This is a genomic window from Methylobacter sp. (assembly GCF_030680395.1).
GTDB lineage: Bacteria > Pseudomonadota > Gammaproteobacteria > Methylococcales > Methylomonadaceae > Methylobacter_A.
Genome location: NZ_JAUXVR010000027.1, coordinates 53563 through 77407, shown reverse-complemented (window position 1 = coordinate 77407; position 23845 = coordinate 53563). Strand labels below are relative to the sequence as shown.

The window sequence follows — 23845 nt, the reverse complement described above, 5'->3', positions numbered from 1 at the left end:
CACGCACAACAAAGATAAGAGAAAAATAAATGCTACAAAATAACCCAGCCCTGAAAAGTAAAATCGACCAACTTTGGAACAAATTCTGGAGCGGCGGCATTTCCAATCCGCTGACCGCCATCGAGCAAATCACCTATTTGCTGTTTATGAAACGTCTGGATGACCTGGATTTAAAGCAACAGGCCGATGCCGAATTTACCGGAGATAAATTTACATCGCGTTTTGCCGGAAGCTGGATTCCGCCTGAGCATCGCGACAAAACAATAGACGATCAGAAATCCTTTGCAGTTGATAAACACAGCTTGCGCTGGAGCGAATTCAAACGCATGTCGGCTGATAACATGCTGAGCCATGTGCAAACAAAAGTCTTCCCGTTCTTAAAAGATTTAAACGGTCAGGCGTCCAGCTTCACCCACCACATGAAAAACGCGGTGTTCATTATCCCCAAACCTTCGTTATTGGTGGAAGCGGTTAAAACCATCGATGAAATGTATGACGAGATAGAAAAAGATTCCGCAGAAAAAGGTCAGGCGTTTCAGGATATACAGGGCGATGTTTACGAATACCTACTTTCTGAAATTGCCTCCGCCGGTAAAAACGGCCAGTTTCGTACGCCACGCCACATCATCAAACTCATTGCCGAATTGGTGCAGCCGCAACTGGGCCACCGTATAGCGGACCCGGCCTGCGGTTCGGCTGGTTTCCTACTGGGCGCTTATCAATACATCGTCACCCAGTTAGCGATAAAAACCGCTAAAAATAACGACAGTAGCGCGGCACAACTGCAAACCGACGAAGACGGCTTTAAACGTACCTCGGTCAGCGCCAGCCTGACCGAAACCGCCAAAAGCATCCTCAATGAGAGTTTGTGGGGGTATGACATCGACAGCACCATGGTGCGCTTAGGTTTGATGAACTTGATGATGCATGGCATCGACGAGCCGCATATCGATTATAAAGACACGCTCAGTAAAAGCTTTGATGAAGCCAGTTACTACGACATCATCATGGCGAACCCTCCCTTTACCGGCAGCATCGACAAAGGCGACATCAACGAGAACCTAAGCCTTGGCACCACCAAAACCGAGCTGTTGTTTATCGAAAACATCTACCGCCTGCTGAAAAAAGGCGGCACCGCCGGGGTGATTGTTCCGCAGGGTGTGCTGTTCGGTTCCGGCAAAGCCTTTGTTGCAGCGCGTAAAATTTTGGTGGATCGTTGTGATTTAAAAACCGTGATTACGCTACCCAGCGGCGTGTTTAAACCCTATGCCGGTGTCAGCACCGCCATTTTGTTATTCACCAAGGTCTACGACTCGCAAGACAAAGTCGATGAACCTGCCACGCAACAGGTCTGGTTTTATGAGATGCAAAGCGATGGCTATACACTGGATGATAAACGCAATAAGCAGGAAGGCTACGGCGATTTACAGGACATCGTCGAAAAATACCACAGCCGTTTGACGGCACAAGAGTCCGAGCGCACCCAAAAATTCTTTAGTGTGCCACGAAAGGAAATTGTCGATGAAAATTACGACCTCAGCTTAAGCCGCTATAAAGAAGATGTGTTTGAAGAAATTCACTATGAAAAACCGGAAGCGATTTTGCAGAAATTGCTGGTCAGCGAAGTGGGTGAGGATTTTGATGTGCAGGCGCTAAGCCAGATTCAGGGGGGGATTGTGAAGGAGTTGTTGGCGTTGAAGGAGATGGTGGGATGAGAAAAATCCCCTTCAACGAAGTTATTACAGATGTAACTTCGAAGTTTAAAAAAATCAAACAAAGCGATTACCAAAAAAATGGGCTATTCCAGATTATTGACCAAGGTAAAGTACATATTGCGGGCTATACCGATAATGCGAATTTGGTAAATGCAAAGCTATCACCAGTCATAATTTTTGGTGATCACACTCGCGTATTTAAATACGTAGAAACTCCAATAGCATTAGGGGCGGACGGAGCGAAAGCACTTTGGATTAACCCTGAAATCGCAAACAGCCGTTATGTGTTTTTGTACCTGAAATCGGTGAAGCTGAATGATGCAGGTTATAGCAGGCACTTTAAGTTTCTGAAGGAATTAAAAATTCCGATTCCATATAAAGATGAAAATCCAGCTCTTGACGACCAAATCCGCATCGCCACATTACTCAGTCGCGTCGAGATGCTCATTGCTACTCGCAAAGACAACCTGCATCAGCTGGATGAATTTCTGAAAAGCACGTTTTTGGAGATGTTTGGTGATCCTGTGCGAAATGACGGATCGTGGGAAAAGAAACCTCTTCAAATTCTAGGTTCAATTAACAGAGGTGTATCGAAACATAGGCCTCGCAATGCCCCAGAACTTCTTGGGGGAAAGTATCCTCTCTTACAAACTGGTGAGGTTTCAAATGCTGGGACTTACATTACTGAATATAAAAATACTTACTCTGAAATTGGATTCAAACAGAGCAAAATTTGGCCTGCTGGCACACTCTGTATAACTATTGCGGCAAACATTGCACAGACCAGTATTCTCACTTTTGATGCGTGTTTTCCTGATAGCGTAGTTGGATTTATAGCTAATCCTAAAGAATCTCATATCCTCTATATTCATTTTCTATTTGGCTTTTTTCAAAGAATATTGGAAAAAAATGCCCCTCAAGCGGCTCAAAGAAATATCAACCTTGAAATTCTTAGAAATCTAGAAGTTCCTGCTCCACCTATTCCATTGCAGGAAAAATTCGCTGTCATTGTCGAAAAAGTAGAATCTCTAAAAAACCACTACCAGCAAAACCTCACCGAACTGGAAAATCTTTACAGCGCACTCAGTCAAAAAGCCTTCAAAGGCGAACTGGATTTATCTCGCATTCCATTGAACCACAAAACACTCGCAGACCTCGAAAATGATCAAGATGAAGTCGTTGCCACTGTTGAAGGGGTTGTACCCGAGAACATCAGTACTACTCTGACAGCCCTAAATGCATTTAATCAAAGCGCAACTAGCTTTAAAGCCGTTGAGAGAGCCGCGCGGGTTTCATCATTGAATCCGGCACAATTCGAATCGGTCAAACAAGCTGCGGCACAACTTGCCGCCTATCATTCTCCTATGGAACAACTGAAGAATATGTCGAGCATTACCTCGGCCATGGAACAGTTCGAGTCAACAATCAAGCCATTAAACCTCAGCCAATTTGATTCTATCTCCAAAAGTGTCGAATTAGCTCGTAACATCGCTTCCGCAATACCCAAGATAGACATGGGCTGGCTTGAACAACACAATGATGTGTTGAAATACGTTGCTGCGCCTTTTGAGGCTATGCATTCAACCATGGCAAAGATCGAATCATTAAATTACGATCGAATTAATTCTATTGCAAAAAAAATGGAATCGGCTCTTGGTCATACAACTGCTATCCCAATATCTAACATTGGATTGTCTGATCAATACAGCGAAGCGCTCAGAAAAATGACTGATCCTTTTGGGAATATGCGTAACGCTGTGGAACGAGCAAGTGCATCTAGCATATACACTCAATACTTAGAAGCTACCAAATGGCTACAAAGCCCCATTCCAGATTTCACCTCTTTGCAAAGACTCGCCAGCAATCCATGGGGAATGTATCTCGATAATGAGGCAGTTTATACCAAGCTGCAATTTCATCATGAGGATGTTATAGATATTCTGGACAATGCAGGTGAACCACTGTCATTCGAGAGTTTAATGCAGCAGCTTGGCGAATTGGAAACGGTCGATTTTGCCGAATATGAAACAATCAAGGACATTCTTTTCGACTTATTGGCGGGGAATCTGGTGACGCAAGTTTTCGACGAAAAACAAAAATCACTTCGGTTCGCTTTAGTTGAAAATGGATTGGAGCAATGAAGCTGCTGCGGCTGAAACTCAACGAGCCGTTTCGTAGCCTGCAAGCCGGTTTTGAGTTACATTTTCTGCGCGAGTGGGATCGTTCAGAAAGCGCCGATGTCAGTGATAGGGAGTTTGCACCTTATATTCTTGCTGGCCCTAATGGCAGCGGCAAATCCAATGTTTTAGAAGTGCTGGCAGCGATTTTTTATCACATTGAATGTCAGCACCTGACTTACCGGCCAGAAACCTTTGCTTTTGACGAAGAGACTAATCCCCAAGGCTTTAAAGAAGAATACGCACAACCCAACGCCTTTGAATTGGAGTATTTGATTCCTACACCGGAAAGACTTCAGGAAGGTGGGGCAGATTTAACGGCTCATATAAAGATCGTTAAAACACCTGATAGCGGTGCGCAACTATTTTGGATCAATCATCCAGGGTTTGGCGAAGAAAAGCCGCTATCGCGTATCGACGCAGTGGAAATGTTGCCGGATTTCGTCTTGGCTTATTCCTCCGGTGAGAACGAAATTCTTAGCCTGCCTTTTTTTAAAATGCGTTTTATCCAACTGGATGAATATCTGGATACGCTTAAGCAGGACTTGCCCTATGCAGGCAGTCCGGAATCCAGGCAAATCTATTTGGATAATGCTTTTAGTCAGGCTATTTTGCTGTGTAATTTGTTGTTTGAAGACGATGAAACACTTGCGCCTTTTAAGCAGGATGTAGGCATTGGAACCTTGCAAGAATTTCGTATCATTCTAAAAAACCGTATTGAAATTTCTGCCGAGCAAGCCAACCTTTATCCAGAAGATTTTTTGATAGTTGAGGAAACTGAGACAGAAGTCAAAAGCTACTTTTTACCCATACTGAAAAAGTTTGAATCAGAACCGGATTCAGAGTTCACTTTTGAGCCGGTTATTAACCGCTTGCGACGCTGCGCAACCAGTTATTTTCAAGATGATGAAACAGGTTGCCTATATTTGGACTATTTGGTTAATGATGCGACCAGGGAAGCCTTTAAAAACAACTTCGAATCAGCCATCGATTTGTTTCAGTCATTTCGTATTTTGTTGACACTAAACTTGTATTCCGTAAGCGACAGCTTAAAAAAAGACCTTTACAGATCTGATAGCTTATATGCGAATGAAACCATCCCCACTTTGCCTTCCGATGAACGCATTATGCGCTTTAAATTTGTGAAGTTTAACAAGACCGATGTGCCCAATGCCGTCATGCTGAAAGACCTTTCCGACGGCGAGCATCAATTTTTACATAGCCTGGGTCTTTGCTTGCTGTTTAAAAATTCCAACAGCCTATTTCTGTTGGACGAGCCGGAAACCCACTTTAACCCCGATTGGCGTTCCAAGTTTATCTCCCGCTTGCGTGATTGTTTTAAGCCTATGGATTCCAAATTGGATGAAAAGAACGTTCAACGCGAAATGCTTATTACCACCCATACGCCGTTTTTGATTTCCGACAGCAAGCCGGAACAGGTGCTGGTGTTTACCAAAGAGGACGGTATCGTTGATGTTAAGCGCCCAGACTACAATACGCTCGGTGCTTCCGTCGATCAGATTACCATGCTGACATTTAATAAATCTTCAACTATTGGGGGATATGCAGAGGATAAATTGCATGAAATGCAACGACGATTTGAAGCAGGAGAAGACAAAAACGCACTGATCAAGGAAATCAATAAACAATTGGGCGATTCTGTTGAAAAAATGCTGTTGATTCGTACCATCCTAGACGGCAGAAATAAGGAAGATGTTTAATGCTTTTCCCATACAAATATGTATCTCATCCAATTGAGAAAATGCAGGAGTATGTAGACTTCATTTTTAATGAGGTATGGTGTAAGGCACCGAATTCTGAATATGGTATTGAATTATTTGAAGAAAATTCTGATTTGAAAGGCATAGTGGAATATTTATGGGATTATGAGTTGGCTGGAAAACCTAAAAAAAGTGCTGTGTTTTTCTTGACTGGACTCAATAAAATATTTAATGCATTTAAAGAACTTGAGCCACCGGATATTGCTCAGTTTAAAGCTTGGTATGCGTCTAATAATGATATTGAAAAATGCTGTTGCAACGATGCTGCTATAGCGCCTATTCGGTATGATCAGCTTACTGTCAAATTTGAAAAGTTGACCGAGGAACTTGAAGAATTCTTTAAGAATTTATATTCCCATAATTTTTTGGCGTTAGAAACCATTAAAAACCATATAGGAACAGTATCAGATCATTATTTAAAATTTGTTCAGCAGAACGATGAAGACATATGCCCATTTTGCGGAATCATGCCGATGGATGGTCAGTTTGACCCAACTCGTGATGCGTATGATCATTATTTGCCTAAGAGTAAATATCCATTTAACTCTATTAATTTTAAAAACCTACCGCCTGCCTGTAATACTTGCAATTCTAAAAACAAGGGTGCCAAAGATCCAATCAATGTTAATGGGGCGACTCGTAAAGCTTTTTATCCTTTCACTCATACCCCATACAAACTGGAATTTGAAATAACATTTAGCCCAAGAAACTGGAATGAATATAAACCTGGGGAAATAACGATATCCGTTGGACCCACGCAGTATGATAACGAAATTAAAACATGGTTTGATGTCTACAGTATCGAAGACCGTTACAAGGCTTTGATGTGTAAAAAAAACGCTGGCAAATACTGGATTACACAAGCACAAAGTTGGGTCAGGAGAGGAGGAAAAGCAGAAGAGTATTTTGTAGAACTTGCAGAGCTTGAAAGTATTTCTCCGTATGCAGATTTTAATTTTCTGAAAAAACCGTTTTTAGAAGCTTGTTATCAATCGGGATTATTTATGATAAATGGCACATAGACTGATAAAAATCGATACTGAAAGTAAAAATTGGTCGCTGTTTTACAGATAGATACTCGCCTGCAAAACTGGAATCTTCCATATTAATTCGATAACGGTTTGGTCATGGGGTCTTGATGCGCTGTTAGGCGGCATGAGGTATTCAGCTAGTTTAATGTTGGGGCGTGGTTTTTGTCTGGCTTGCCAGAGGTCGTATTCTGCTTTTCTCGTTCCCACGCGCCGCGTGGTAATGCAGTTTCAATACGCTACGTTGAGGAGAAAGCCGTAGCGCGTAAGAGCTAGCGCAAATCCTACACCGGCATCCCGGGGAGTTTTCCAAAGAGCAAATAACGGAAATTATTAATCCGTTGCTAAACTAACATCACCGGTTTAAATCAGGCCGTTATTGAAATAAACAACCCTCGCACAAATAACTTTCAAAATCCGCTGACTTGTGCGCAATGACTCCAAACAGCCTGAATTGTGTCGCTATCTTTTGCTAAAAATAGAATATCTGGACAAAACCTTACAAATTGGGCAAAATTAGCGGCTAATTATGCTTTTAAACCCTAACCGACTTGCAGATTGATGGCGACTATTACCGTTCTAAATGGGCCGAATTTAAACCTGTTGGGCATTCGCGAACCCGGTCTTTACGGCAATCAAACTCTCGCGGACATTAGGCAGCATCTGGAGCAAAAGTCTGTGGAACTGGGGCATCAGCTTAACTTCCATCAAAACAACGCAGAACACCAGATTGTAGAATTAATACACGCGGCCTATCATGCCCACGTTGATTTCATCATCATGAATCCGGCAGCCTTTACCCATACCAGCGTCGCCATTCGCGACGCGCTGCTGGCAACCAAGATCCCCTTTATTGAAGTTCATTTATCAAACGTTCATGCACGTGAACCTTTTAGAAAACATTCCTATTTCTCGGATATTGCCAAAGGCGTTATCTGCGGATTAGGCGCAACAGGGTACGAATTGGCCTTACTGGCCGCTCATCAGATATTAGCCGAGAGACACTAAACTATGGATATTAGAAAAATAAAAAAACTCATCGAAATTATCGAGGAATCAGGCATTGCCGAACTTGAAATCAAAGAGGGCGAAGAATCCATTCGCATTAGCCGTTATTCTGCCGCTCCCGCTGCTGTCGCCTATGCGCCTGCAACGGTTGCCGCCGCTCCTGCCATAGCCGCTTCGGCAGCTGTGCCTGCGGAGGAAAAAATTACCGGTCATGTGGTCAAGTCGCCGATGGTCGGCACCTTTTATCGCTCCGCTTCACCCGGCACCAAGGTTTTCGCCGAAGTAGGCCAATCCGTTCAGGTCGGCGATACATTATGCATCATTGAGGCAATGAAAATCCTTAATCAGATCGAGTCGGATAAAAGCGGAACCATCACCAAAATTCTGGTTGAAAACGCCGAACCTGTCGAATATGGCCAGCCATTATTCATCATTGAATAACACAAGGAACGGGGAACTCATGTTCGATAAAATCGTTATCGCCAATCGCGGCGAAATAGCTCTGCGCATTTTACGTGCCTGCCGGGAACTGGGTGTCAAGGTGGTTGCCGTGCATTCCGAGGCGGATCGGGATCTAAAACACGTACGTCTTGCCGATGAATCCGTTTGTATCGGCCCTGCCGCATCTGCCGACAGCTACTTGAATATTCCGGCCATTATCAGCGCCGCCGAAGTGACCGATGCGGAAGCCATTCATCCCGGTTACGGCTTCTTGTCTGAAAATGCCGATTTTTCCGAAAAGGTAAAACAAAGCGGCTTTGTTTTTATCGGCCCGAATGCGGAAACCATCCGCATGATGGGTGACAAGATTTCCGCCAAGAAGGCCATGCTGGAGGCCGGAATTCCTTGCGTTCCCGGCAACAACGACCCCTTGTCGGATGACAGTAAAAAGAACCTGAGACTGGCCCATGAAATCGGCTATCCGGTTATCATCAAGGCTGCCGGCGGCGGCGGCGGAAGAGGCATGCGTACGGTACATACCGAAGCGGCGTTATTAAACGCCATCGCCATGACCAAAGCCGAGGCGGGTACTGCTTTCGGCAACCCTACTGTGTACATGGAAAAGTTCCTGGAAGACCCACGGCACATCGAGTTTCAGATTATGGCCGATTCGCATGGTAACGCCATACATTTAGGTGAACGCGACTGCTCCATGCAGCGCCGCCATCAAAAAGTGGTTGAAGAAGCCCCGGCACCGGGCATCACCGAAGCGCAACGTAAAACTATCGGTGAACGTTGCGCCAAAGCCTGTGTCGACATCGGTTATTTGGGCGCCGGCACTTTCGAGTTTTTGTATGAAAAAGGCGAGTTCTATTTCATTGAAATGAACACCCGGGTACAGGTTGAGCACCCCGTCACCGAAATGGTGACCGGTTTTGACATCGTCAAGGAGCAACTGCGCATTGCAGCCGGTGAACGGCTGTCTATTACTCAGGATCAGGTTAAAATTCAGGGCCACGCCATTGAGTGCCGGTTAAATGCTGAAGACCCCAGAACCTTCATGCCCTGCCCCGGCACCATAGACCAGTTTCATATGCCCGGCGGCCCCGGTATCCGTTGCGAGACCCATATCTACAACGGCTATAAAGTGCCGCCTTATTACGACTCCATGATCGGCAAACTGATTGCCCATGGCGAAGACCGCAAGAGCGCCATTGCCCGTATGAACACCGCATTAAGTGAAATCATCATCGACGGCATTAAAACCAATATCCCGCTACAGCACGACATCATGAATGACAGTGCCTTCGCAGTCGGCGGACAAAACATCCATTACCTGGAAAAAAAGCTGGGCATTTATTAAAAATTCACCACGAAGGCACGAAGAGCACGAAGATTTTAAGTTTATACGTTGAGCTATCGTAATTGCTCCATGCAGTCGCGTAGAGCACGCTGTACGTACCCTACGCAATTCTAAAACTTCGTGTCCTTCGTGCCTTCGTGGTGAATAACTAACCCATCATCCGCTCCTACACATACATTTCCAAATCATGGCCTGGCACCAAATTACCGTTATAACCAATGAAGACATCGCCCCCCGGCTTGCCGACTTTTTCGACAATCTCGGTGCCGTGTCCGTTACTTATATGGACGCTGAAGACGAGCCAGTTTACGAACCGGCTATCGGCGAAACCAAAATATGGAGCAACACCGAAGTCATTGCACTTTATGAATTGGATGCCGAACCCGAGCTGATCAAGACGCTGGTTTACGCCCAGTTTAAAGCAGAGCAATTGCGCAACTGGAAATATGAAGAAGTTGCCGACCAGGAATGGGAACGCGCCTGGATGGAATTTTATAAACCGATGAAGTTTGCCGACAAACTCTGGGTTTGTCCGACCGATCAGGAACAGTACGAGTCCGGCACGGTTTGCCTGACCCTCGATCCGGGCCTTGCTTTCGGCACCGGCACTCATCCGACCACCGCGTTATGCCTGGAATGGCTGGCGAGCCACGACTTGACCGGCAAAACCGTCATCGATTACGGCTGCGGCTCCGGAATACTGGCCGTTGCGGCGATATTGCTAGATGCCAAGGAAGCTCATGCGGTGGATATTGATCCGCAAGCAATCACCGCAACGCAGAGCAACGCGCTAAAAAACAAGGTGCAAGATAAAATTGCCTGCTATCTGCCCGAGCAATTTACGCCGTTTCAGGCGGACATCGTGCTGGCCAACATACTGGCAAAGCCTTTAATCGACATGGCGGAACAGATTTGTAACCTCGTCGCTCCCACTGGTCAACTGGTTTTGTCCGGCATTTTGCATGAACAGGCCGAGGCGGTGATGAACGCTTATCAGCAACACATAGCGTTCAACGCGCCGGTGCAACAGGAAGACTGGATCAGGCTTGACGGCATCAAGCGCTAAGCAGCCCTGTTTACCATGGGATCGAGAGAGCGTACCCGGTAGCACTTATTGGGGCCCAGGACTGATTGTTGCTGTACTGCTGCTGGCCGGGCAAATAGTGTATTTTGAAGGCACGGCGCTCAGCCGGAACCCGGCCTTTCGGCCCGGACTGGAAAGAATATGTCGACAACTGAATTGCCAACTGCCCGCCTACAAGAATTCGGGTGAGTTCGCGGTATTGCAGAGCTCATGGTTCGCTTTACCGGATCACAGCCTGCTATTCAGGGCGGTGATCCGCAACCGGGCCGCTTTTGCGCAGCCTTACCCGAACCTGGAACTGGCCTTGCTCGACTACGCTGAAAATCCATTCGCCCGACGCGTTTTTCGAGCCCAAGACTATTTGCTCAAAACCCAGGCTGCAACGTCAGTCATGTCCCCTGATGCGACTGCCGCAATCAGCCTGAACATCGCCGCACCAAAAACCAATGTCGGCGGTTATAATTTTAAACTCATTGATTAATATGGCTCATCCAGAAATTTATTTAAAAAAGAACGAAGACAAACGTCTGCGCAAAGGCCATCTATGGGTTTTCAGTAACGAAGTCGACACCAAGCGCTCACCGCTTGAACAATTCAGCGCAGGCGACCTGGTCCAGGTAAAAAGCGACGACGGCAAGGTGATGGGCACAGCCTATATCAATCCTCAAGCCCTGATATGCGCGAGAATTCTATCCAGAAAACCCAACTTGAAATGCGGCGCCAATTTCTTCAAAGAGCGTTTGACTACCGCGCTGGCGTTGCGCGAAAAACTCTTTGACAAGCCCTACTACCGCCTTGTTTTCGGCGAAAGCGACGGCTTGCCCGGCTTGGTCATCGACCGTTTCGGCCCGGTTTTGTCGGTGCAAATAACCACCGCCGGTATCGATCAGCGCAAAGAAGCACTGTTTGCCGCGCTGATTGAATTGCTGAGTCCCGAGGCCATTATCCTGAAAAACGATAACAGCCAGCGGCAACAGGAAGGCTTAAGCCTTGAATCCGAGCTGGCCTACGGCAAGCTCCCCGAATCGCTGATCATTGAAGAAAATGGCGCGCAATTTAAAATCGATATTCTGGGAGGGCAAAAAACCGGCTGGTTTTACGATCATCGTAGCAGCCGCGCCCAATTGGCGGGCATTGCCAAAAACCAGCGAGTGCTCGATTTATTTTCCTATACCGGCGCCTGGGGCATTCCTGCCGCGATGGCCGGAGCCTTGGAAGTCACCTGCGTAGATGCCTCGGAAAGCGCACTGGCATTGGCCGTGGAAAACGCAGCGCTGAATCGGGTTCAGGATAAAATGCGCTTTGTGCGCAACGATGTGTTTGAATTCCTGAAGCAGGCCCGTTTGGAAAACCAGCTCTATGACATTATCGTTCTGGACCCTCCCGCTTTAATTAAGCGCAAAAAAGATTTCAAACAAGGCTACGAAGCTTACCGCCGCCTGAATCACTTGGCCCTGCAAGTACTGTCCAAAAACGGCATACTGGTCTCGGCATCCTGCTCTCACCACCTGAGCCGTGAAAACCTGCATGAGATTCTACGCTCGTCAGGGCGACACATAGATCGTCATCTGGTGTTTTTTGCCGGAGGCGGGCAGGGGCCGGACCACCCCATCGACCCGGCAGCGCCCGAGACCGAATATTTGAAAACTTTTTTTTGTTCTGTCTCTTCAAGCTTGTAAAATGTGAGGTCTTTTTATGCTCAATGGAAAAGATAAGGAACCCTGTGTACTCTGCGGTCAGCCGGTAGAAATCACCGGGTTTTCTCTAACCACCAGTGACGGCTTGCAGAAATTTTGCTGCGCCGGCTGCCTGAGCATTTATCAGTTATTTAATGAGGATAATACCAAACCGACTATCACCCCCCTGCTAACAACAAAAAAATGAGGATATAAAAATAATGAAAGCCTGTGAGTCTTGTTCCGGCCGCGTTGAAATCGGCAAAAACCATCAAAAAGTTCCGGTATTGCAAAGAGCCATTGGTATGGTCCTGGTCTACATGCCCATATTTACCCTTCCCTTTGTATTTGCCAGCGCCTATATGACTTACTGGCACTTGCTCATGATGGGCGCCAAAAACCTCAAAACCTATTCCGATTTCCTGCCTGACCGGGCCAGCCATCGCTATACCTTAAAAAATCAAATCATCATGGACGGCTCGTTCAAAGCCAGCGCGTCCCAGTCAAAACTGTTCTGGATACTGAACTGCACCTGGTACTGCCCTTACAGTGTCGCCCTGTTCGAATGGCATGCTTATATGGTCAAGATTGTTGAGAACTGGTGGTGCCCGTTCTCTCATGATAAAAAAGAAAGCTATAACAATGCCAAGATCGATAAGTCTTTCTGGCATATCTATGCTGAAGATGTTGTCAAGCTGGAACCGGAAGACCGCGACAATCCAATCTGGAATGAGGACGGCGATAAGTGACTTAGGTGAAAGGTTCAAGGTTCAAGGCGAAAGAATCATACCCTTGCACCTTGCACCTTGCACCTTGCACCTTTCTCCTCTCTTATGCACATCGGCCCTTACCAACTTAAAAACAACCTGATTCTTGCGCCTATGGCCGGTATCAGCGACCGCCCGTTCAGGGAATTATGCAAACAATTCGGCGCAGGCCTGGCCGTGTCCGAAATGGTGGCATCCAATCCGGCTTTACGCCAGCATAAAAGAACACTATTAAAAGTCGATCATGGCGGTGAAACCGGCATACGTTCTGTACAGATTCTGGGTACCGACCCTCAACAAATGGCAGATGCGGCAAAGCTCAATGCACAACGGGGCGCTCAAATTATCGATATTAATATGGGCTGCCCGGCAAAAAAAGTCTGTTCAGTCGCCGCGGGCTCCGCGTTATTGAAAGATGAAGCGCTGGTAAAGCGAATACTGGATGCAGTCGTTAATGCCGTCGATATTCCGGTTACGTTAAAAATCCGTACCGGCTGGGACTTGCATAGCCGCAATGCCGTTGAAATAGCCAAAATAGCCGAAAATGCGGGCATTGCCGCGTTGACGATTCACGGACGAACCCGTGCCTGCAAATTTGACGGTCAGGCCGAACATGAAACCCTTAAAAAAGTGAAGCAAACAATCAGCATTCCGGTTATCGCCAATGGCGATATTGATTCACCCGAACAAGCCCGGTTTGTGCTTCATTCAACCGGTGCGGACGCCATTATGATCGGTCGGGCCGCCCAAGGAAATCCATGGTTATTTAGCCAAATAAGTCACTTTATCAATCACGGCAAACACCTTGAAAAGCCAACAATTACCGACATACACAGCACACTCATGAATCATTTGGACAAACTATATAGCTTCTACGGCAATGCGAGCGGTGTTAGAATAGCAAGGAAACACATAGCCTGGTATTTCAAGCATCTTGGGTCCGTAGCTCAGGAGACCCAAAGCACTATCAATCAGGCACAATGTCCATCCCAACAAATAACGCTGATTAATTCGGCATTTAATCTTTTAACCACCGACCGTGCTGCATAATATGAACGCATCCCAAAAAAGTGCTGAACTCATTAGCATAGACAGCATAAAAACCGTAACCATACCTTTATGCGTACATGTTAAACAAACGGTGGAGCAATATTTTTTGCATCTCAACGGTCATGATGCGGTAGGTTTGCATGCGATGGTCATCGCCGAAGTTGAAAAGCCTTTATTGCAGGCAACGCTGGAACATTCAGGCTATAACCAAACCAAAGCGGCCAAAGCATTGGGCTTGAGTCGCAGCACCTTGCGCAAAAAACTGGAATTCTACGGCCTGTCCTGATACCCAAACAAGGCTGGCTCCCCCCCTTTCATTCTGAGATCTGCATGAACAAAAAAGTCACTCGCGCGCTGGTCAGCGTATCCGATAAATCCGGTATCGTGGATTTTTGCCTGGAGCTTCATCAATTAGGCATCGAAATCCTGTCCACCGGAGGTACCGCCAAGACACTGGCTGAACATAACATTCCTGCGACTGAAGTTTCCGATTACACCGGTTTCCCCGAAATGATGGACGGCCGGGTCAAAACCTTGCATCCCAAAGTCCACGGCGGCATTTTAGCGCGTCGGGGCATAGACGATGCAGTGATGGCCGCGAACGGCATTAATCCGATCGATATGGTGGTGGTTAACCTGTACCCCTTCGAACAGACTATCGCTAACCCTGACTGCGATTTAGACACAGCCATTGAAAACATCGACATCGGCGGCCCGACCATGATCCGCGCTGCGGCCAAGAATCATGCCGATGTTGCCGTCGTCGTCGATCCGGCCGATTACTCATCGATAGTTGCCGAACTGAAAAACAACAACAGCCTTTCGCATCAAACCCGCTTCAAGCTGGCGCTAAAAAGCTTTGAACACACCGCCCGTTATGACACCGCGATTTCGGCCTACCTAGGCAACATTAGCGGCGTCCAGTTTCCCGACACGCTGAATTTGCAGTTTTACCGTAACCAGACCATGCGTTACGGCGAAAACCCGCATCAAAACGCGGCGTTTTACCGGGAAAAAACACCGGCTAGCGGCACGATTGCCGCCGCCAAGCAATTGCAAGGCAAGGAACTGTCCTACAACAATATTGCCGATGCCGATGCCGCGCTGGAATGCGTTAAATCATTCGGCGACCAGCCCACCTGCGTTATCGTCAAACATGCCAACCCCTGCGGCGTAGCCCAGGCTGACAGCCTGCTTGCTGCTTACGACAAGGCTTATGCCACCGACCCGACCTCGGCGTTCGGCGGCATTATCGCGTTCAACCGTGAACTGGACGAACAAACTGCCGCTGAAATCGTCAAACGTCAATTTGTCGAAGTCATTATTGCACCGTCTATCAGCGCAGCCGCACAAACCGTTTTGGCTGCAAAACAAAATGTGCGCGTGTTGGAATGCGGCCTCTGGAACAGCTCCAACCAAACATCTCTCGATTTCAAACGCGTTGCAGGCGGCTTACTGGTTCAAGACAAAGACATCGGCGAAATCAGCGCATCCGACCTCAAAATAGTCAGCAAGCGCGCTCCGACCGAACAGGAACTGGCCGATTTGCTATTTGCCTGGAAAGTCGCCAAATTCGTCAAATCCAATGCGATTGTCTACTGCAAAAACGGCCAGACTATCGGCGTAGGCGCGGGACAAATGAGCCGTGTCTATTCGGCCAGAATCGCCGGTATCAAAGCCGCCGATGCGGGTCTGGATGTTCCGGGTTCAGCCATGGCTTCCGATGCCTTTTTCCCGTTCAGGGACGGTATCGATTCCGCCGCCGAAGCGGGCATTACCGCCGTCATCCAGCCCGGCGGTTCGATGCGGGATAATGAAGTCATTGCCGCAGCCGATGAGCATAATATCGCCATGGTCTTTACCGGCATGCGTCATTTCAGGCATTAATATTTTAAAAGCATTCACCATGAAGACACGAAGAGCACGAAGTTTCACCTTTTTTCTTCGTGTCCTTCGTGTCTTCGTGGTGAATTAATCAATCTGCTTACGCTTTATTGATTAAATATACGAACTTTCTGTTTCAATCAATTGTTATGGGTGACCGCCCGGTCGTTCTTGCAACTAACGAGTATCATTATGAAAATCCTCATCGTCGGCAGCGGCGGCCGTGAACACGCCCTCGCCTGGAAAGCCAAGCAATCAGCCAAAGTCGAAAAAGTGTTTGTCGCGCCCGGCAATGCCGGTACCGCGCTGGAACCGTCTGTTGAAAACGTCGCCATTGCCGTCGACGATATTAACGCGCTGCTGGCATTCGCCCAACAAGAAGCGATCGACCTGACTATCATAGGCCCCGAAGTGCCTCTGGTTTTGGGCATCGTCGACCGTTTTCAGGAAGCGGGACTCAAGTGCTTTGGCCCGACCGCAAAGGCCGCGCAACTGGAAGGCTCGAAGACCTTTTGCAAAGACTTCATGATCCGCCACAATATTCCGACCGCCGCTTTCAAGTCCTTTACCGACCAGCAGCAAGCCATCGCTTATATCAAGCAACAAGGCGCGCCCATTGTGGTCAAGGCCGACGGTTTAGCAGCAGGCAAAGGCGTCATCGTCGCCCAAACCGAACAGGAAGCGATAGCCGCCGTCGAAGACATGTTATCCGGCAATGTGTTCGGCGAAGCAGGCAACCGTGTGGTCATCGAAGAATTCCTGACCGGCGAGGAAGCCAGCTTTATCGTCATAGCCGACGGCAAACACGCCTTGCCGATGGCGACCTCCCAGGATCACAAAGCCCGCGACAATGGCGACCAAGGCCCCAACACCGGCGGCATGGGCGCTTACTCCCCTGCTCCCGTCGTCACCCCTGAAATACACGATAAGGTCATGCGCGATGTGATCGAACCAACCTTAAAAGGCATGGCGGAAGACGGACTGCCGTATATCGGTTTTCTATACGCCGGATTGATGATTAGTGCCGACGGTTCCATTAAAGTGCTGGAATACAACTGCCGCTTTGGCGATCCTGAAACGCAACCGATCATGATGCGCTTGAAAAGCGACCTGGTAGAACTTTGCGAGGCTGCGCTAGCTGGAAATCTCGACAAAACCAGCAGCGAGTGGGACGAACGCGCCGCATTAGGCGTAGTTTTGGCAGCGGGCGGTTATCCCGACACCTATCAAAGCGGCGCGGCCATTTCCGGCTTACCTGCCGAGGAGCACGAAGACCGCAAAGTGTTCCATGCTGCCACCCAACAAAGCGACAGCTATCTGGTCACGGCTGGCGGACGGGTTTTATGCGCCTGCGCCTTGGGTCATGATATTAAGGAAGCCCAAAGCAAAGCCTATGCGCTGGCTAACAGCATCCACTGGGATAATGTTTATTACCGCACCGATATTGGCTTTAAGGCCATAAAAGGGTAAGGGATGATGAATCCTGGGTTTCTCAAGCTTCATCCAGGCTATCTGGTTTCGATGATATGAACCAGAACACATCCGCAGCAGCGGACATACGAAGATTCGGATACTACATCCCTAAACCCGACGGAACCATGAATATTGTCGTGCGTGGCAGAGTTGCAAATGGAGAAAATATCACCGAATTTCATGAAGTTATTAGTGTCATCTTCAATCTTCAACCAATCATATTTGCTTTTAATGTGATTGAAAGAAATTATCAGGAGCTTACCGATTCAATTCAAGAGCATTGTTCGCAATTGGACAATTCGCTGACGATAACTGCGAAGCCTATTTCGCTCATCATGAATGGAAAAATTTTGGCCATTCAGAAAATCTCCAATTTTCTATCATCTACAAGCGCCTTTCTCGATCAAACAGAAACGCAACTCCGTCGCGTACACGGCGAAGATTCACCCGAGCTAAATGCGTGGGATGAGAAGCGAAAAGACCTGCACGCGTCCACCTTTTCGTACCGTTTTTTGTATGAGCTTCGTCATTTCTCCCAGCACAGAAGCCTTCCTTTTTCGAGCTTCAACATTGCTGGAAGACGCACCTCCCAAAATGCGCCTCTCCTTTTTAGAGCAGAACCCTTGATTTTGCGTGATGAACTTCTCAAAGACGGATGGAATTGGAAAAAACTTCAAATAGAAATTCAGCAGCAGCCTCCTGAGTTCGAATTGTTGCCACTTATCACGGAATATCTTCACTGTTTGCGCCAGCTCTGTCTGGAGGCAGTGCAATTCCAGAGTGTGCGACTTGCTGAGTGTGCCCACTACTTCGATGCGATGCGTAGATCACTAGAAATTCCGACAGGCGCTGTCCCCGTCATTTTTATTGGAGAATCAACCTCAAAGGAGATACCTCCATCACGACACGAGGCAATCCCCATGGAGCAATTTGAATATCTTCTCCGAGAATATGACAAACTACTCAATACTTGCGAAACATAGCACTGTAGGCCGGAATAAGTCGGTTCGAGCGACAGCGAAAACTGGCGTTTCCGGCGTATCGTGCAAATCGCCGGAAACGCCACCTCGCGCTACGCTTGGGTGGTCTTATTCCGGCCTACATGACTTCGTGAACGAAATGCAGGCGAATCATCTTTGGCTTTTTGTCTTCATCGAAATGACAGCGGACTGCATCCTGGACGTTGGCGTGGAGCTCTTCAAGATTGTCCGCATCAGTGTAAATCGATTCGCCGAGCGCCTTGGCCGTATAACCGCCTTCCGGGGCATCTTCTACAATAAAGAAAATTTCGTTCATATTCGCTCCTTTGTCTGCTACGGAAACTAACAAAAATCGCAATTTTATTCTCAGCTCTTCGTGATGTGTACCTGCTTTAAATTTCAGGGCATTTGGAGCCGCGACTTCAGTCGCGGTGATGACTGTTATCATCACTGCCTACGCATGAAGGCTCATGCGCGACTAAAGTCGCGGCTCCGTTTGTGGTTTTCCCTGCCGTTTAAAGAAGACATCAATCCTGCTTAATCCGCCGAAACGTCAAATTAATCCTCGGCGTTTTCATTTTTTTGGTTTTAGGCACCGAATGCATCCAGTGGTGTTGCAAGGTTCCGGCCATCACCAGCAAATCGCCGTGACCTAAAACAATATCCAGTTTTTCTTTGCATTTTTTATGATGCAGCTTGAATACGCGCTCGTCGCCCAGGCTCAATGACGCAATCACCGGGTTCGGCCCCAGCTCTTTTTCATCATCGGCATGACAGCCCATCGAATCGTTACCGTCACGGTACAAATTGGCTAATACGCTATTAAAAGTACAGTGACATTGCCGCTCCACCTTCTCCCTGATTGCCTGCAACATCGGTGTCCACGACATCGGCTGATGATTAACGCCCGAATAACGGTACCAGGCATCATTATCCCCGTACCAGCACATCAGACGAGGCACTTTTACCCACCTGCCGTAGATAAAAATGGCTTCTTCCTGCCAAGCCAAATCGGCGTGTAACTTTGCAAACAGCAGATCGGCCTCCGGCAAGCTGTAAAACTGCTTGATTAAATAAAGCTCGCCGTCAAAGGGGGCTAGATTAACGGTCATCTACGTGTAGTAGAAAATCGACAATTGTCATTTTAATTATTTATCGAAATCATGACATGAAGCACCTTCCGGCAGACGGGGCGGGGCTTATTTTAACCATTATGGTAGGGCGTGCGGTGCGCGCCCTACGCAACTTCGTCTTTGGCCTTTACTCGGCAAAAAACCGTTTCATCACTCTGATCATGTACTCATGATCCAGCACCCCGGCGCTTTCCCTGAGGCTGTGCATAGCCCACATTGGATTGCCGACATCGATTGAGCGGATGCCCAGTTTTGCGGATGTAATCGGCCCGATGGTGCTACCGCAGGGTAGATCGCAACGGTGCGAATATGTCTGATACGGCACATCAGCCTGTTCGCACCAGTTGGCAAACATAGCCGCCGAGACGCTTTCCGAGCTGTAGTTGTGGTTGGCGTTGACCTTAATCACAGGGCCTTTATTGACGCTGACTTTATGATCGGGGTCGTAAGCATTTGGGAAGTTGGGTTGGTAGGCATGCGCCATATCCGCGCTGATCATGAAGCTTTTCGCCAGCGCCCTGGCATAATCCTCGTCATCGGTTGCGGTCGCCAAAGCGATGCGCTGGAGCACATCGGGCAGGAAGCTGCCGTCAGCGCCTTTGTTGCTTTGGCTGCCGATTTCTTCATGGTCGAATAACGCACATACTCGGGTACTGTCCGGCTGTAAATCTGCATTATCAAGCAACGCCTGCAATGCGGCATGGCAGGAGGCCAGATTATCCAGCTGGCTGTTCGCATAAAATTCGCTTTCCGCCCCCCAGAAAGCGCCTTTCTGCGTGTCATACACGGCTAAATCCCAGGATAAAATACGCTCAGCAGCTATGCCTGATTGTTGTTGCAGCAACGCTGAAAAATAAGCTCGCGGCAATTGTTCTTCGGTCGATACCGACAAGATCAACGGCAATTCGGTCTGCTTTTGCAGTTTCAGGCCTTCTTCGTTAACCGCCCTGTTCATGTGGATTGCCAGATTAGGCAAACGCAGCAGCGCTTGATCGAATTTGACCAGCACGCCCGTTATCTGATCCTGATCGTTTTTATAAGCGATTCTTCCTGCAAGGCTCAAATCCCTGTCGGTAAAGGTCGCCAGTATGGGGCCGCCGTATATCTCGACACCCAGTCTCAACAAGCCGTCCGCGCTACTTGCTGCATTCGGCTTTATTCTTAAGCCGGGGGAGTCGGTATGTGCGCCGATAATTTTAAAGCCGGTTTCAGCCAGCGGTTTTTGTCCTTGTATAAACAAAACGATAGACGAATCATCGCGTACCACGTAATACCGGCCGCCCGGCTGCAATGTCCATTTGGCGGTTTCGTCAAGACGTTGCCACGCCGGTGTTTGTGTCGCAAGCTGAGTTTCAATGGTTTTAACGACATGCCAGGGGCTGGGACTGGCATCGATAAAATCCAGTAAACTTTGAACCTGAGCCCTACTATTCATGATCTTTCTTTCAAATCTAATGCCGCTGAATTAATGCAATAGCGCAGCCCTGTTGGTTGCGGACCGTCCTCAAACACATGGCCTAAATGCGCATCGCAGGATTTACAAGTCACTTCAACCCTGCGCATACCGTGACTGGCGTCAACATGTTCAGCAACACTGTTCTCAGACAATACATCCCAAAAACTCGGCCAGCCGGAGCCTGAATCATATTTGGTCGTCGAGTCGAACAACGGATTGCCGCAGCAAATGCAATGATAAATACCGTCTTTTTTGCAATCGGCATATTTGCCGGTAAAAGGCGGCTCCGTGGCTTTCAGTCGGCAAATGTTAAATTGCTCAGGCGTTAATTTCTGTTGCCATTGTTCGTCTTTGTTACGTTCTTTATCTGTCATATTTTTACCTCATAATAACCATTTATAATGGTATGTATTGTACGCGTTCAAGACCGCATCGCCAAAAGACCGGCGATCGCAATCGATATGGAAGAAACAACGATTAGTTATGAATTTTGCCTATGATACAATGCAATAGTTAAGAAATTTAATAAGTGATCAACTATGACAGAACAAATGACTAGCGGGATCGAATTAATGTTTACCGGGATGGGCATAGTATTCCTGTTTTTGACCATGTTGGTAGTCGCTATCAACCTCATGTCGGCATTTGTGCAACGCTATTTCCCGGACATACCGGCCTCAAGGACAGTCCCCGGCATCACCAATGATATTGATAAAAGTGTTGTTGCGGCGATCACTGCTGCCGTGCACCAATATCGCAACGACCGCAAGGGCAGGAAATGATCCAGTCATTTCTCTGCATTCACCACATCCATGTGGTTTATGCGGGAGGTAGAGCAACGCAGGGAGCGGTTGCCGAGAAGCATAACTAACGACACCAAAATTAATGACCCTAGGGTCAATGATTAAAATTTACAAAGGTTTCAGGAGAAACAACAAGCATGTCCACCGATATAAAGCAGCCCTTAGGTATCACCGAAGTCGTTCTGCGTGATGCTCATCAATCCATTTTGGCAACCCGGTTGCGCATTGAAGACATGCTGCCGATTTGCGAAAAACTCGACCAAATCGGTTATTGGTCGATTGAGTCCTGGGGCGGCGCGACCTTTGATGCCTGTATCCGTTACCTGGGCGAAGACCCTTGGGAAAGACTACGCCTGCTGAAAGCCGCCATGCCCAATACGCCTCAGCAAATGCTGTTTCGCGGACAGAATATCCTGGGCTACCGGCATTATGCCGACGATGTCGTGGATAAATTTGTCGAGCGTTGCGTAGTCAACGGTATCGACGTGTTCCGGATTTTTGATGCAATGAACGACATGCGCAACATTGACCATGCCGTCAAGGCCGTGCTCCGCACCGACGCTCATGCCCAAGGTACCATCTCCTACACCACCAGCCCTGTGCATACCATGGATTTATGGGTGGATCTGGGCAAACAGATTGAAGACATGGGCGCGCATTCGATTTGTATCAAAGACATGGCAGGCTTGCTCAAGCCCTACGATGCCTTTGAACTGGTCAGCCGCCTGAAAGCCAGCACCGATATACCGATCCATCTGCATTGCCATGCGACCACCGGCTTGAGTGTCGGCACGCTGATCAAGGCTGCCGAGGCGGGCGTCGACAATGTCGATACCGCCATTTCATCGATGAGCATGACTTACGGACACAGTCCCACCGAGACCATCGTTGCCAGCCTGGAAGGCACCGGCCGCGATACCGGCCTGGATTTGGTAGAACTGGAACATATCGCCACTTATTTCCGGGACATCCGCAAAAAATATGCGCAATACGAAGGCAGCCTGAAAGGCGTCGACAGCCGCATCCTGATCTCCCAAGTACCGGGCGGCATGCTGACCAACATGGAAAGCCAGCTCAAAGAACAAGGCGCCGCCGACAAGTTCGACGAAGTCATGCTGGAAATTCCCCGTGTGCGCGAAGACTTGGGTTTTATTCCGCTGGTCACGCCGACTTCGCAAATCGTCGGCACCCAGGCCGTGATTAACGTAATGAACGGCGAACGCTACAAAAACATCACCAAGGAAACCGCCGGTGTTTTAAAAGGCGAATACGGCGCAACGCCTGCGCCGGTCAACAAAGCCCTGCAAGACAAAGTACTGAACGGCACACAAGCGATTACCTGTCGTCCGGCCGATCTGATCGCGCCGGAAATGGACAAGCTGATTGCCGAAGTGCGCGAGAAAGCCCAAGCCGAAGGCGTAACCCTGGCCGCCAACGTCGAAGAAGATGCTTTGATCAACGGTTTGTTCGCGCAAGTCGGCTGGAAGTTTCTGGCTAACCGGGGTAATCCGGCCGCCTTTGAAGCGACCCCGGATGCGCAAGCCTTTGCCGCCAACAACGCACCTCAGGCAAAATCATCCACTGCCGACAACGCAACCACCCAGCCACAAATGGAAACCTACACCGTCAACGTTGATGGCAGAAATTTCAGCGTCATCGTCGGAGCTAACAACGCAGCCCTGACTATTCAACCTGCGATCAGCAGTGCAACCCATGCCGCACTGATAGCCAGCAGCGGCGCCGTGGTTGAATCTCCAATGGCCGGTAATATTCTGAAAGTCCTGGTCACTGTGGGCAGTATCGTTGCCGAAGGCGATATCGTAGTCATTATGGAAGCGATGAAAATGGAAACCGAAGTACGCTCCAAAACAACTGGAATCGTCAGCACTGTTAATATAAAAGAAGGCAGTGCCGTTGCCGGGGGCGATGTGCTGATTTCTTTATAAAAGGATAACCACAGAAAACACGAAAAACCGTAGTACCCGCGGGCATAAAGAGCGATCATCCGGTCGCTCTACATGATTTA

23 protein-coding genes are annotated in these 23845 nt (G+C 48.1%); 19 read left to right on the top strand and 4 right to left on the bottom strand.

What is annotated here, in order from left to right; translation table 11 throughout:
* The first annotated feature begins 29 nt into the window (after positions 1-29).
* The 17 genes from Q8L79_RS11810 to Q8L79_RS11730 all read left to right on the top strand — a co-directional run bounded on the left by Q8L79_RS11810 (position 30) and on the right by Q8L79_RS11730 (position 18430).
* Complete coding sequence (locus tag Q8L79_RS11810; RefSeq protein WP_305271463.1) at positions 30-1715, top strand: type I restriction-modification system subunit M; 1686 nt, start codon at positions 30-32, stop codon at positions 1713-1715.
* A complete protein-coding gene (locus Q8L79_RS11805; RefSeq protein ID WP_305271460.1) occupies positions 1712-3856 on the top strand; it encodes a restriction endonuclease subunit S in 2145 nt (714 codons plus the stop codon). The genes Q8L79_RS11810 and Q8L79_RS11805 overlap by 4 nt, the downstream gene beginning before the upstream one ends.
* Entirely contained in the window at positions 3853-5613 is a 1761-nt protein-coding gene (locus tag Q8L79_RS11800; protein WP_305271457.1) for a restriction system-associated AAA family ATPase, read from the top strand. The genes Q8L79_RS11805 and Q8L79_RS11800 overlap by 4 nt, the downstream gene beginning before the upstream one ends.
* The gene (locus tag Q8L79_RS11795) at positions 5613-6695 is read left to right on the top strand and encodes an HNH endonuclease (protein WP_305271454.1); all 1083 of its coding nucleotides are present in this window, start codon (positions 5613-5615) and stop codon (positions 6693-6695) included. Before Q8L79_RS11800 ends, Q8L79_RS11795 begins: the two co-directional genes overlap by 1 nt.
* A gap of 567 nt (positions 6696-7262) precedes the next feature.
* Positions 7263-7709, top strand: a complete 447-nt coding sequence (gene aroQ, locus Q8L79_RS11790) for a type II 3-dehydroquinate dehydratase (RefSeq protein WP_305271452.1) — start codon at positions 7263-7265, stop codon at positions 7707-7709.
* Between the two features lie 3 nt (positions 7710-7712).
* Positions 7713-8150, top strand: coding sequence for an acetyl-CoA carboxylase biotin carboxyl carrier protein (accB, locus tag Q8L79_RS11785; protein WP_305271449.1), 438 nt, complete (start codon positions 7713-7715; stop codon positions 8148-8150).
* A gap of 19 nt (positions 8151-8169) precedes the next feature.
* Complete coding sequence (gene accC / locus Q8L79_RS11780) at positions 8170-9513, top strand: acetyl-CoA carboxylase biotin carboxylase subunit (RefSeq protein WP_305271446.1); 1344 nt, start codon at positions 8170-8172, stop codon at positions 9511-9513.
* A 187-nt stretch (positions 9514-9700) separates the two neighbouring features.
* A complete protein-coding gene (prmA, locus tag Q8L79_RS11775; protein WP_305271443.1) occupies positions 9701-10579 on the top strand; it encodes a 50S ribosomal protein L11 methyltransferase in 879 nt (292 codons plus the stop codon).
* The gene (locus tag Q8L79_RS11770) at positions 10560-11078 is read left to right on the top strand and encodes a DUF3426 domain-containing protein (protein ID WP_305271440.1); all 519 of its coding nucleotides are present in this window, start codon (positions 10560-10562) and stop codon (positions 11076-11078) included. Before prmA ends, Q8L79_RS11770 begins: the two co-directional genes overlap by 20 nt.
* A 1-nt stretch (position 11079) precedes the next feature.
* Positions 11080-12276, top strand: a complete 1197-nt coding sequence (locus Q8L79_RS11765; RefSeq protein ID WP_305271437.1) for a class I SAM-dependent rRNA methyltransferase — start codon at positions 11080-11082, stop codon at positions 12274-12276.
* Positions 12277-12292: 16 nt separating this feature from the next.
* Positions 12293-12481, top strand: a complete 189-nt coding sequence (locus Q8L79_RS11760) for a metal-binding protein (RefSeq protein WP_305271434.1) — start codon at positions 12293-12295, stop codon at positions 12479-12481.
* Between the two features lie 13 nt (positions 12482-12494).
* On the top strand, positions 12495-13022 hold the full coding sequence (locus tag Q8L79_RS11755; protein ID WP_305271432.1) for a hypothetical protein: 528 nt from the start codon (positions 12495-12497) through the stop codon (positions 13020-13022).
* An 84-nt stretch (positions 13023-13106) separates the two neighbouring features.
* Positions 13107-14090, top strand: a complete 984-nt coding sequence (dusB, locus tag Q8L79_RS11750) for a tRNA dihydrouridine synthase DusB (protein ID WP_305271430.1) — start codon at positions 13107-13109, stop codon at positions 14088-14090.
* A gap of 1 nt (position 14091) precedes the next feature.
* Positions 14092-14376 carry a helix-turn-helix domain-containing protein gene (locus tag Q8L79_RS11745; RefSeq protein WP_305271428.1) on the top strand — a complete coding sequence of 95 codons (285 nt, stop codon included), beginning with the start codon at positions 14092-14094 and terminating at the stop codon, positions 14374-14376.
* Between the two features lie 44 nt (positions 14377-14420).
* Positions 14421-15977, top strand: coding sequence for a bifunctional phosphoribosylaminoimidazolecarboxamide formyltransferase/IMP cyclohydrolase (gene purH / locus Q8L79_RS11740; RefSeq protein ID WP_305271425.1), 1557 nt, complete (start codon positions 14421-14423; stop codon positions 15975-15977).
* A gap of 189 nt (positions 15978-16166) precedes the next feature.
* On the top strand, positions 16167-17444 hold the full coding sequence (gene purD / locus Q8L79_RS11735) for a phosphoribosylamine--glycine ligase (RefSeq protein WP_305271423.1): 1278 nt from the start codon (positions 16167-16169) through the stop codon (positions 17442-17444).
* Positions 17445-17572: 128 nt separating this feature from the next.
* On the top strand, positions 17573-18430 hold the full coding sequence (locus tag Q8L79_RS11730; protein ID WP_305271420.1) for a hypothetical protein: 858 nt from the start codon (positions 17573-17575) through the stop codon (positions 18428-18430).
* A gap of 115 nt (positions 18431-18545) precedes the next feature.
* Here the strand turns inward: Q8L79_RS11730 and Q8L79_RS11725 are convergent, their stop codons facing one another.
* From Q8L79_RS11725 to msrB, 4 genes are all read right to left on the bottom strand, one after another.
* The gene (locus Q8L79_RS11725) at positions 18546-18743 is read right to left on the bottom strand and encodes a 2-oxoisovalerate dehydrogenase (protein ID WP_305271417.1); all 198 of its coding nucleotides are present in this window, start codon (positions 18741-18743) and stop codon (positions 18546-18548) included.
* A 211-nt stretch (positions 18744-18954) separates the two neighbouring features.
* On the bottom strand, positions 18955-19539 hold the full coding sequence (locus Q8L79_RS11720; protein WP_305271415.1) for an alpha-ketoglutarate-dependent dioxygenase AlkB: 585 nt from the start codon (positions 19537-19539) through the stop codon (positions 18955-18957).
* A gap of 148 nt (positions 19540-19687) precedes the next feature.
* A complete protein-coding gene (locus Q8L79_RS11715; RefSeq protein WP_305271412.1) occupies positions 19688-20995 on the bottom strand; it encodes a M18 family aminopeptidase in 1308 nt (435 codons plus the stop codon).
* Positions 20992-21390: a peptide-methionine (R)-S-oxide reductase MsrB gene (gene msrB / locus Q8L79_RS11710; protein WP_305271409.1), complete on the bottom strand. Its 399-nt coding sequence runs from the start codon at positions 21388-21390 to the stop codon at positions 20992-20994. The genes Q8L79_RS11715 and msrB overlap by 4 nt, the downstream gene beginning before the upstream one ends.
* A 165-nt stretch (positions 21391-21555) precedes the next feature.
* Between msrB and Q8L79_RS11705 the strand changes: the two genes are divergently transcribed.
* Positions 21556-21798: an OadG family protein gene (locus Q8L79_RS11705; protein WP_305271406.1), complete on the top strand. Its 243-nt coding sequence runs from the start codon at positions 21556-21558 to the stop codon at positions 21796-21798.
* A 158-nt stretch (positions 21799-21956) separates the two neighbouring features.
* Positions 21957-23765, top strand: a complete 1809-nt coding sequence (gene oadA, locus Q8L79_RS11700) for a sodium-extruding oxaloacetate decarboxylase subunit alpha (RefSeq protein ID WP_305271404.1) — start codon at positions 21957-21959, stop codon at positions 23763-23765.
* The last annotated feature ends 80 nt before the right edge of the window (positions 23766-23845 follow it).

Bases quoted from the DNA above. Each gene is read 5' to 3' on its own strand.
- Q8L79_RS11810 (WP_305271463.1), top strand. From the start codon at position 30: ATGCTACAAAATAACCCAGCCCTGAAAAGTAAAATCGACCAACTTTGG.
- Q8L79_RS11805 (WP_305271460.1), top strand. From the start codon at position 1,712: ATGAGAAAAATCCCCTTCAACGAAGTTATTACAGATGTAACTTCGAAG.
- Q8L79_RS11800 (WP_305271457.1), top strand. From the start codon at position 3,853: ATGAAGCTGCTGCGGCTGAAACTCAACGAGCCGTTTCGTAGCCTGCAA.
- Q8L79_RS11795 (WP_305271454.1), top strand. From the start codon at position 5,613: ATGCTTTTCCCATACAAATATGTATCTCATCCAATTGAGAAAATGCAG.
- aroQ (WP_305271452.1), top strand. From the start codon at position 7,263: ATGGCGACTATTACCGTTCTAAATGGGCCGAATTTAAACCTGTTGGGC.
- accB (WP_305271449.1), top strand. From the start codon at position 7,713: ATGGATATTAGAAAAATAAAAAAACTCATCGAAATTATCGAGGAATCA.
- accC (WP_305271446.1), top strand. From the start codon at position 8,170: ATGTTCGATAAAATCGTTATCGCCAATCGCGGCGAAATAGCTCTGCGC.
- prmA (WP_305271443.1), top strand. From the start codon at position 9,701: ATGGCCTGGCACCAAATTACCGTTATAACCAATGAAGACATCGCCCCC.
- Q8L79_RS11765 (WP_305271437.1), top strand. From the start codon at position 11,080: ATGGCTCATCCAGAAATTTATTTAAAAAAGAACGAAGACAAACGTCTG.
- Q8L79_RS11760 (WP_305271434.1), top strand. From the start codon at position 12,293: ATGCTCAATGGAAAAGATAAGGAACCCTGTGTACTCTGCGGTCAGCCG.
- Q8L79_RS11755 (WP_305271432.1), top strand. From the start codon at position 12,495: ATGAAAGCCTGTGAGTCTTGTTCCGGCCGCGTTGAAATCGGCAAAAAC.
- dusB (WP_305271430.1), top strand. From the start codon at position 13,107: ATGCACATCGGCCCTTACCAACTTAAAAACAACCTGATTCTTGCGCCT.
- Q8L79_RS11745 (WP_305271428.1), top strand. From the start codon at position 14,092: ATGAACGCATCCCAAAAAAGTGCTGAACTCATTAGCATAGACAGCATA.
- purH (WP_305271425.1), top strand. From the start codon at position 14,421: ATGAACAAAAAAGTCACTCGCGCGCTGGTCAGCGTATCCGATAAATCC.
- purD (WP_305271423.1), top strand. From the start codon at position 16,167: ATGAAAATCCTCATCGTCGGCAGCGGCGGCCGTGAACACGCCCTCGCC.
- Q8L79_RS11730 (WP_305271420.1), top strand. From the start codon at position 17,573: ATGAATATTGTCGTGCGTGGCAGAGTTGCAAATGGAGAAAATATCACC.
- Q8L79_RS11725 (WP_305271417.1), bottom strand. From the start codon at position 18,743: ATGAACGAAATTTTCTTTATTGTAGAAGATGCCCCGGAAGGCGGTTAT.
- Q8L79_RS11720 (WP_305271415.1), bottom strand. From the start codon at position 19,539: ATGACCGTTAATCTAGCCCCCTTTGACGGCGAGCTTTATTTAATCAAG.
- Q8L79_RS11715 (WP_305271412.1), bottom strand. From the start codon at position 20,995: ATGAATAGTAGGGCTCAGGTTCAAAGTTTACTGGATTTTATCGATGCC.
- msrB (WP_305271409.1), bottom strand. From the start codon at position 21,390: ATGACAGATAAAGAACGTAACAAAGACGAACAATGGCAACAGAAATTA.
- Q8L79_RS11705 (WP_305271406.1), top strand. From the start codon at position 21,556: ATGACAGAACAAATGACTAGCGGGATCGAATTAATGTTTACCGGGATG.
- oadA (WP_305271404.1), top strand. From the start codon at position 21,957: ATGTCCACCGATATAAAGCAGCCCTTAGGTATCACCGAAGTCGTTCTG.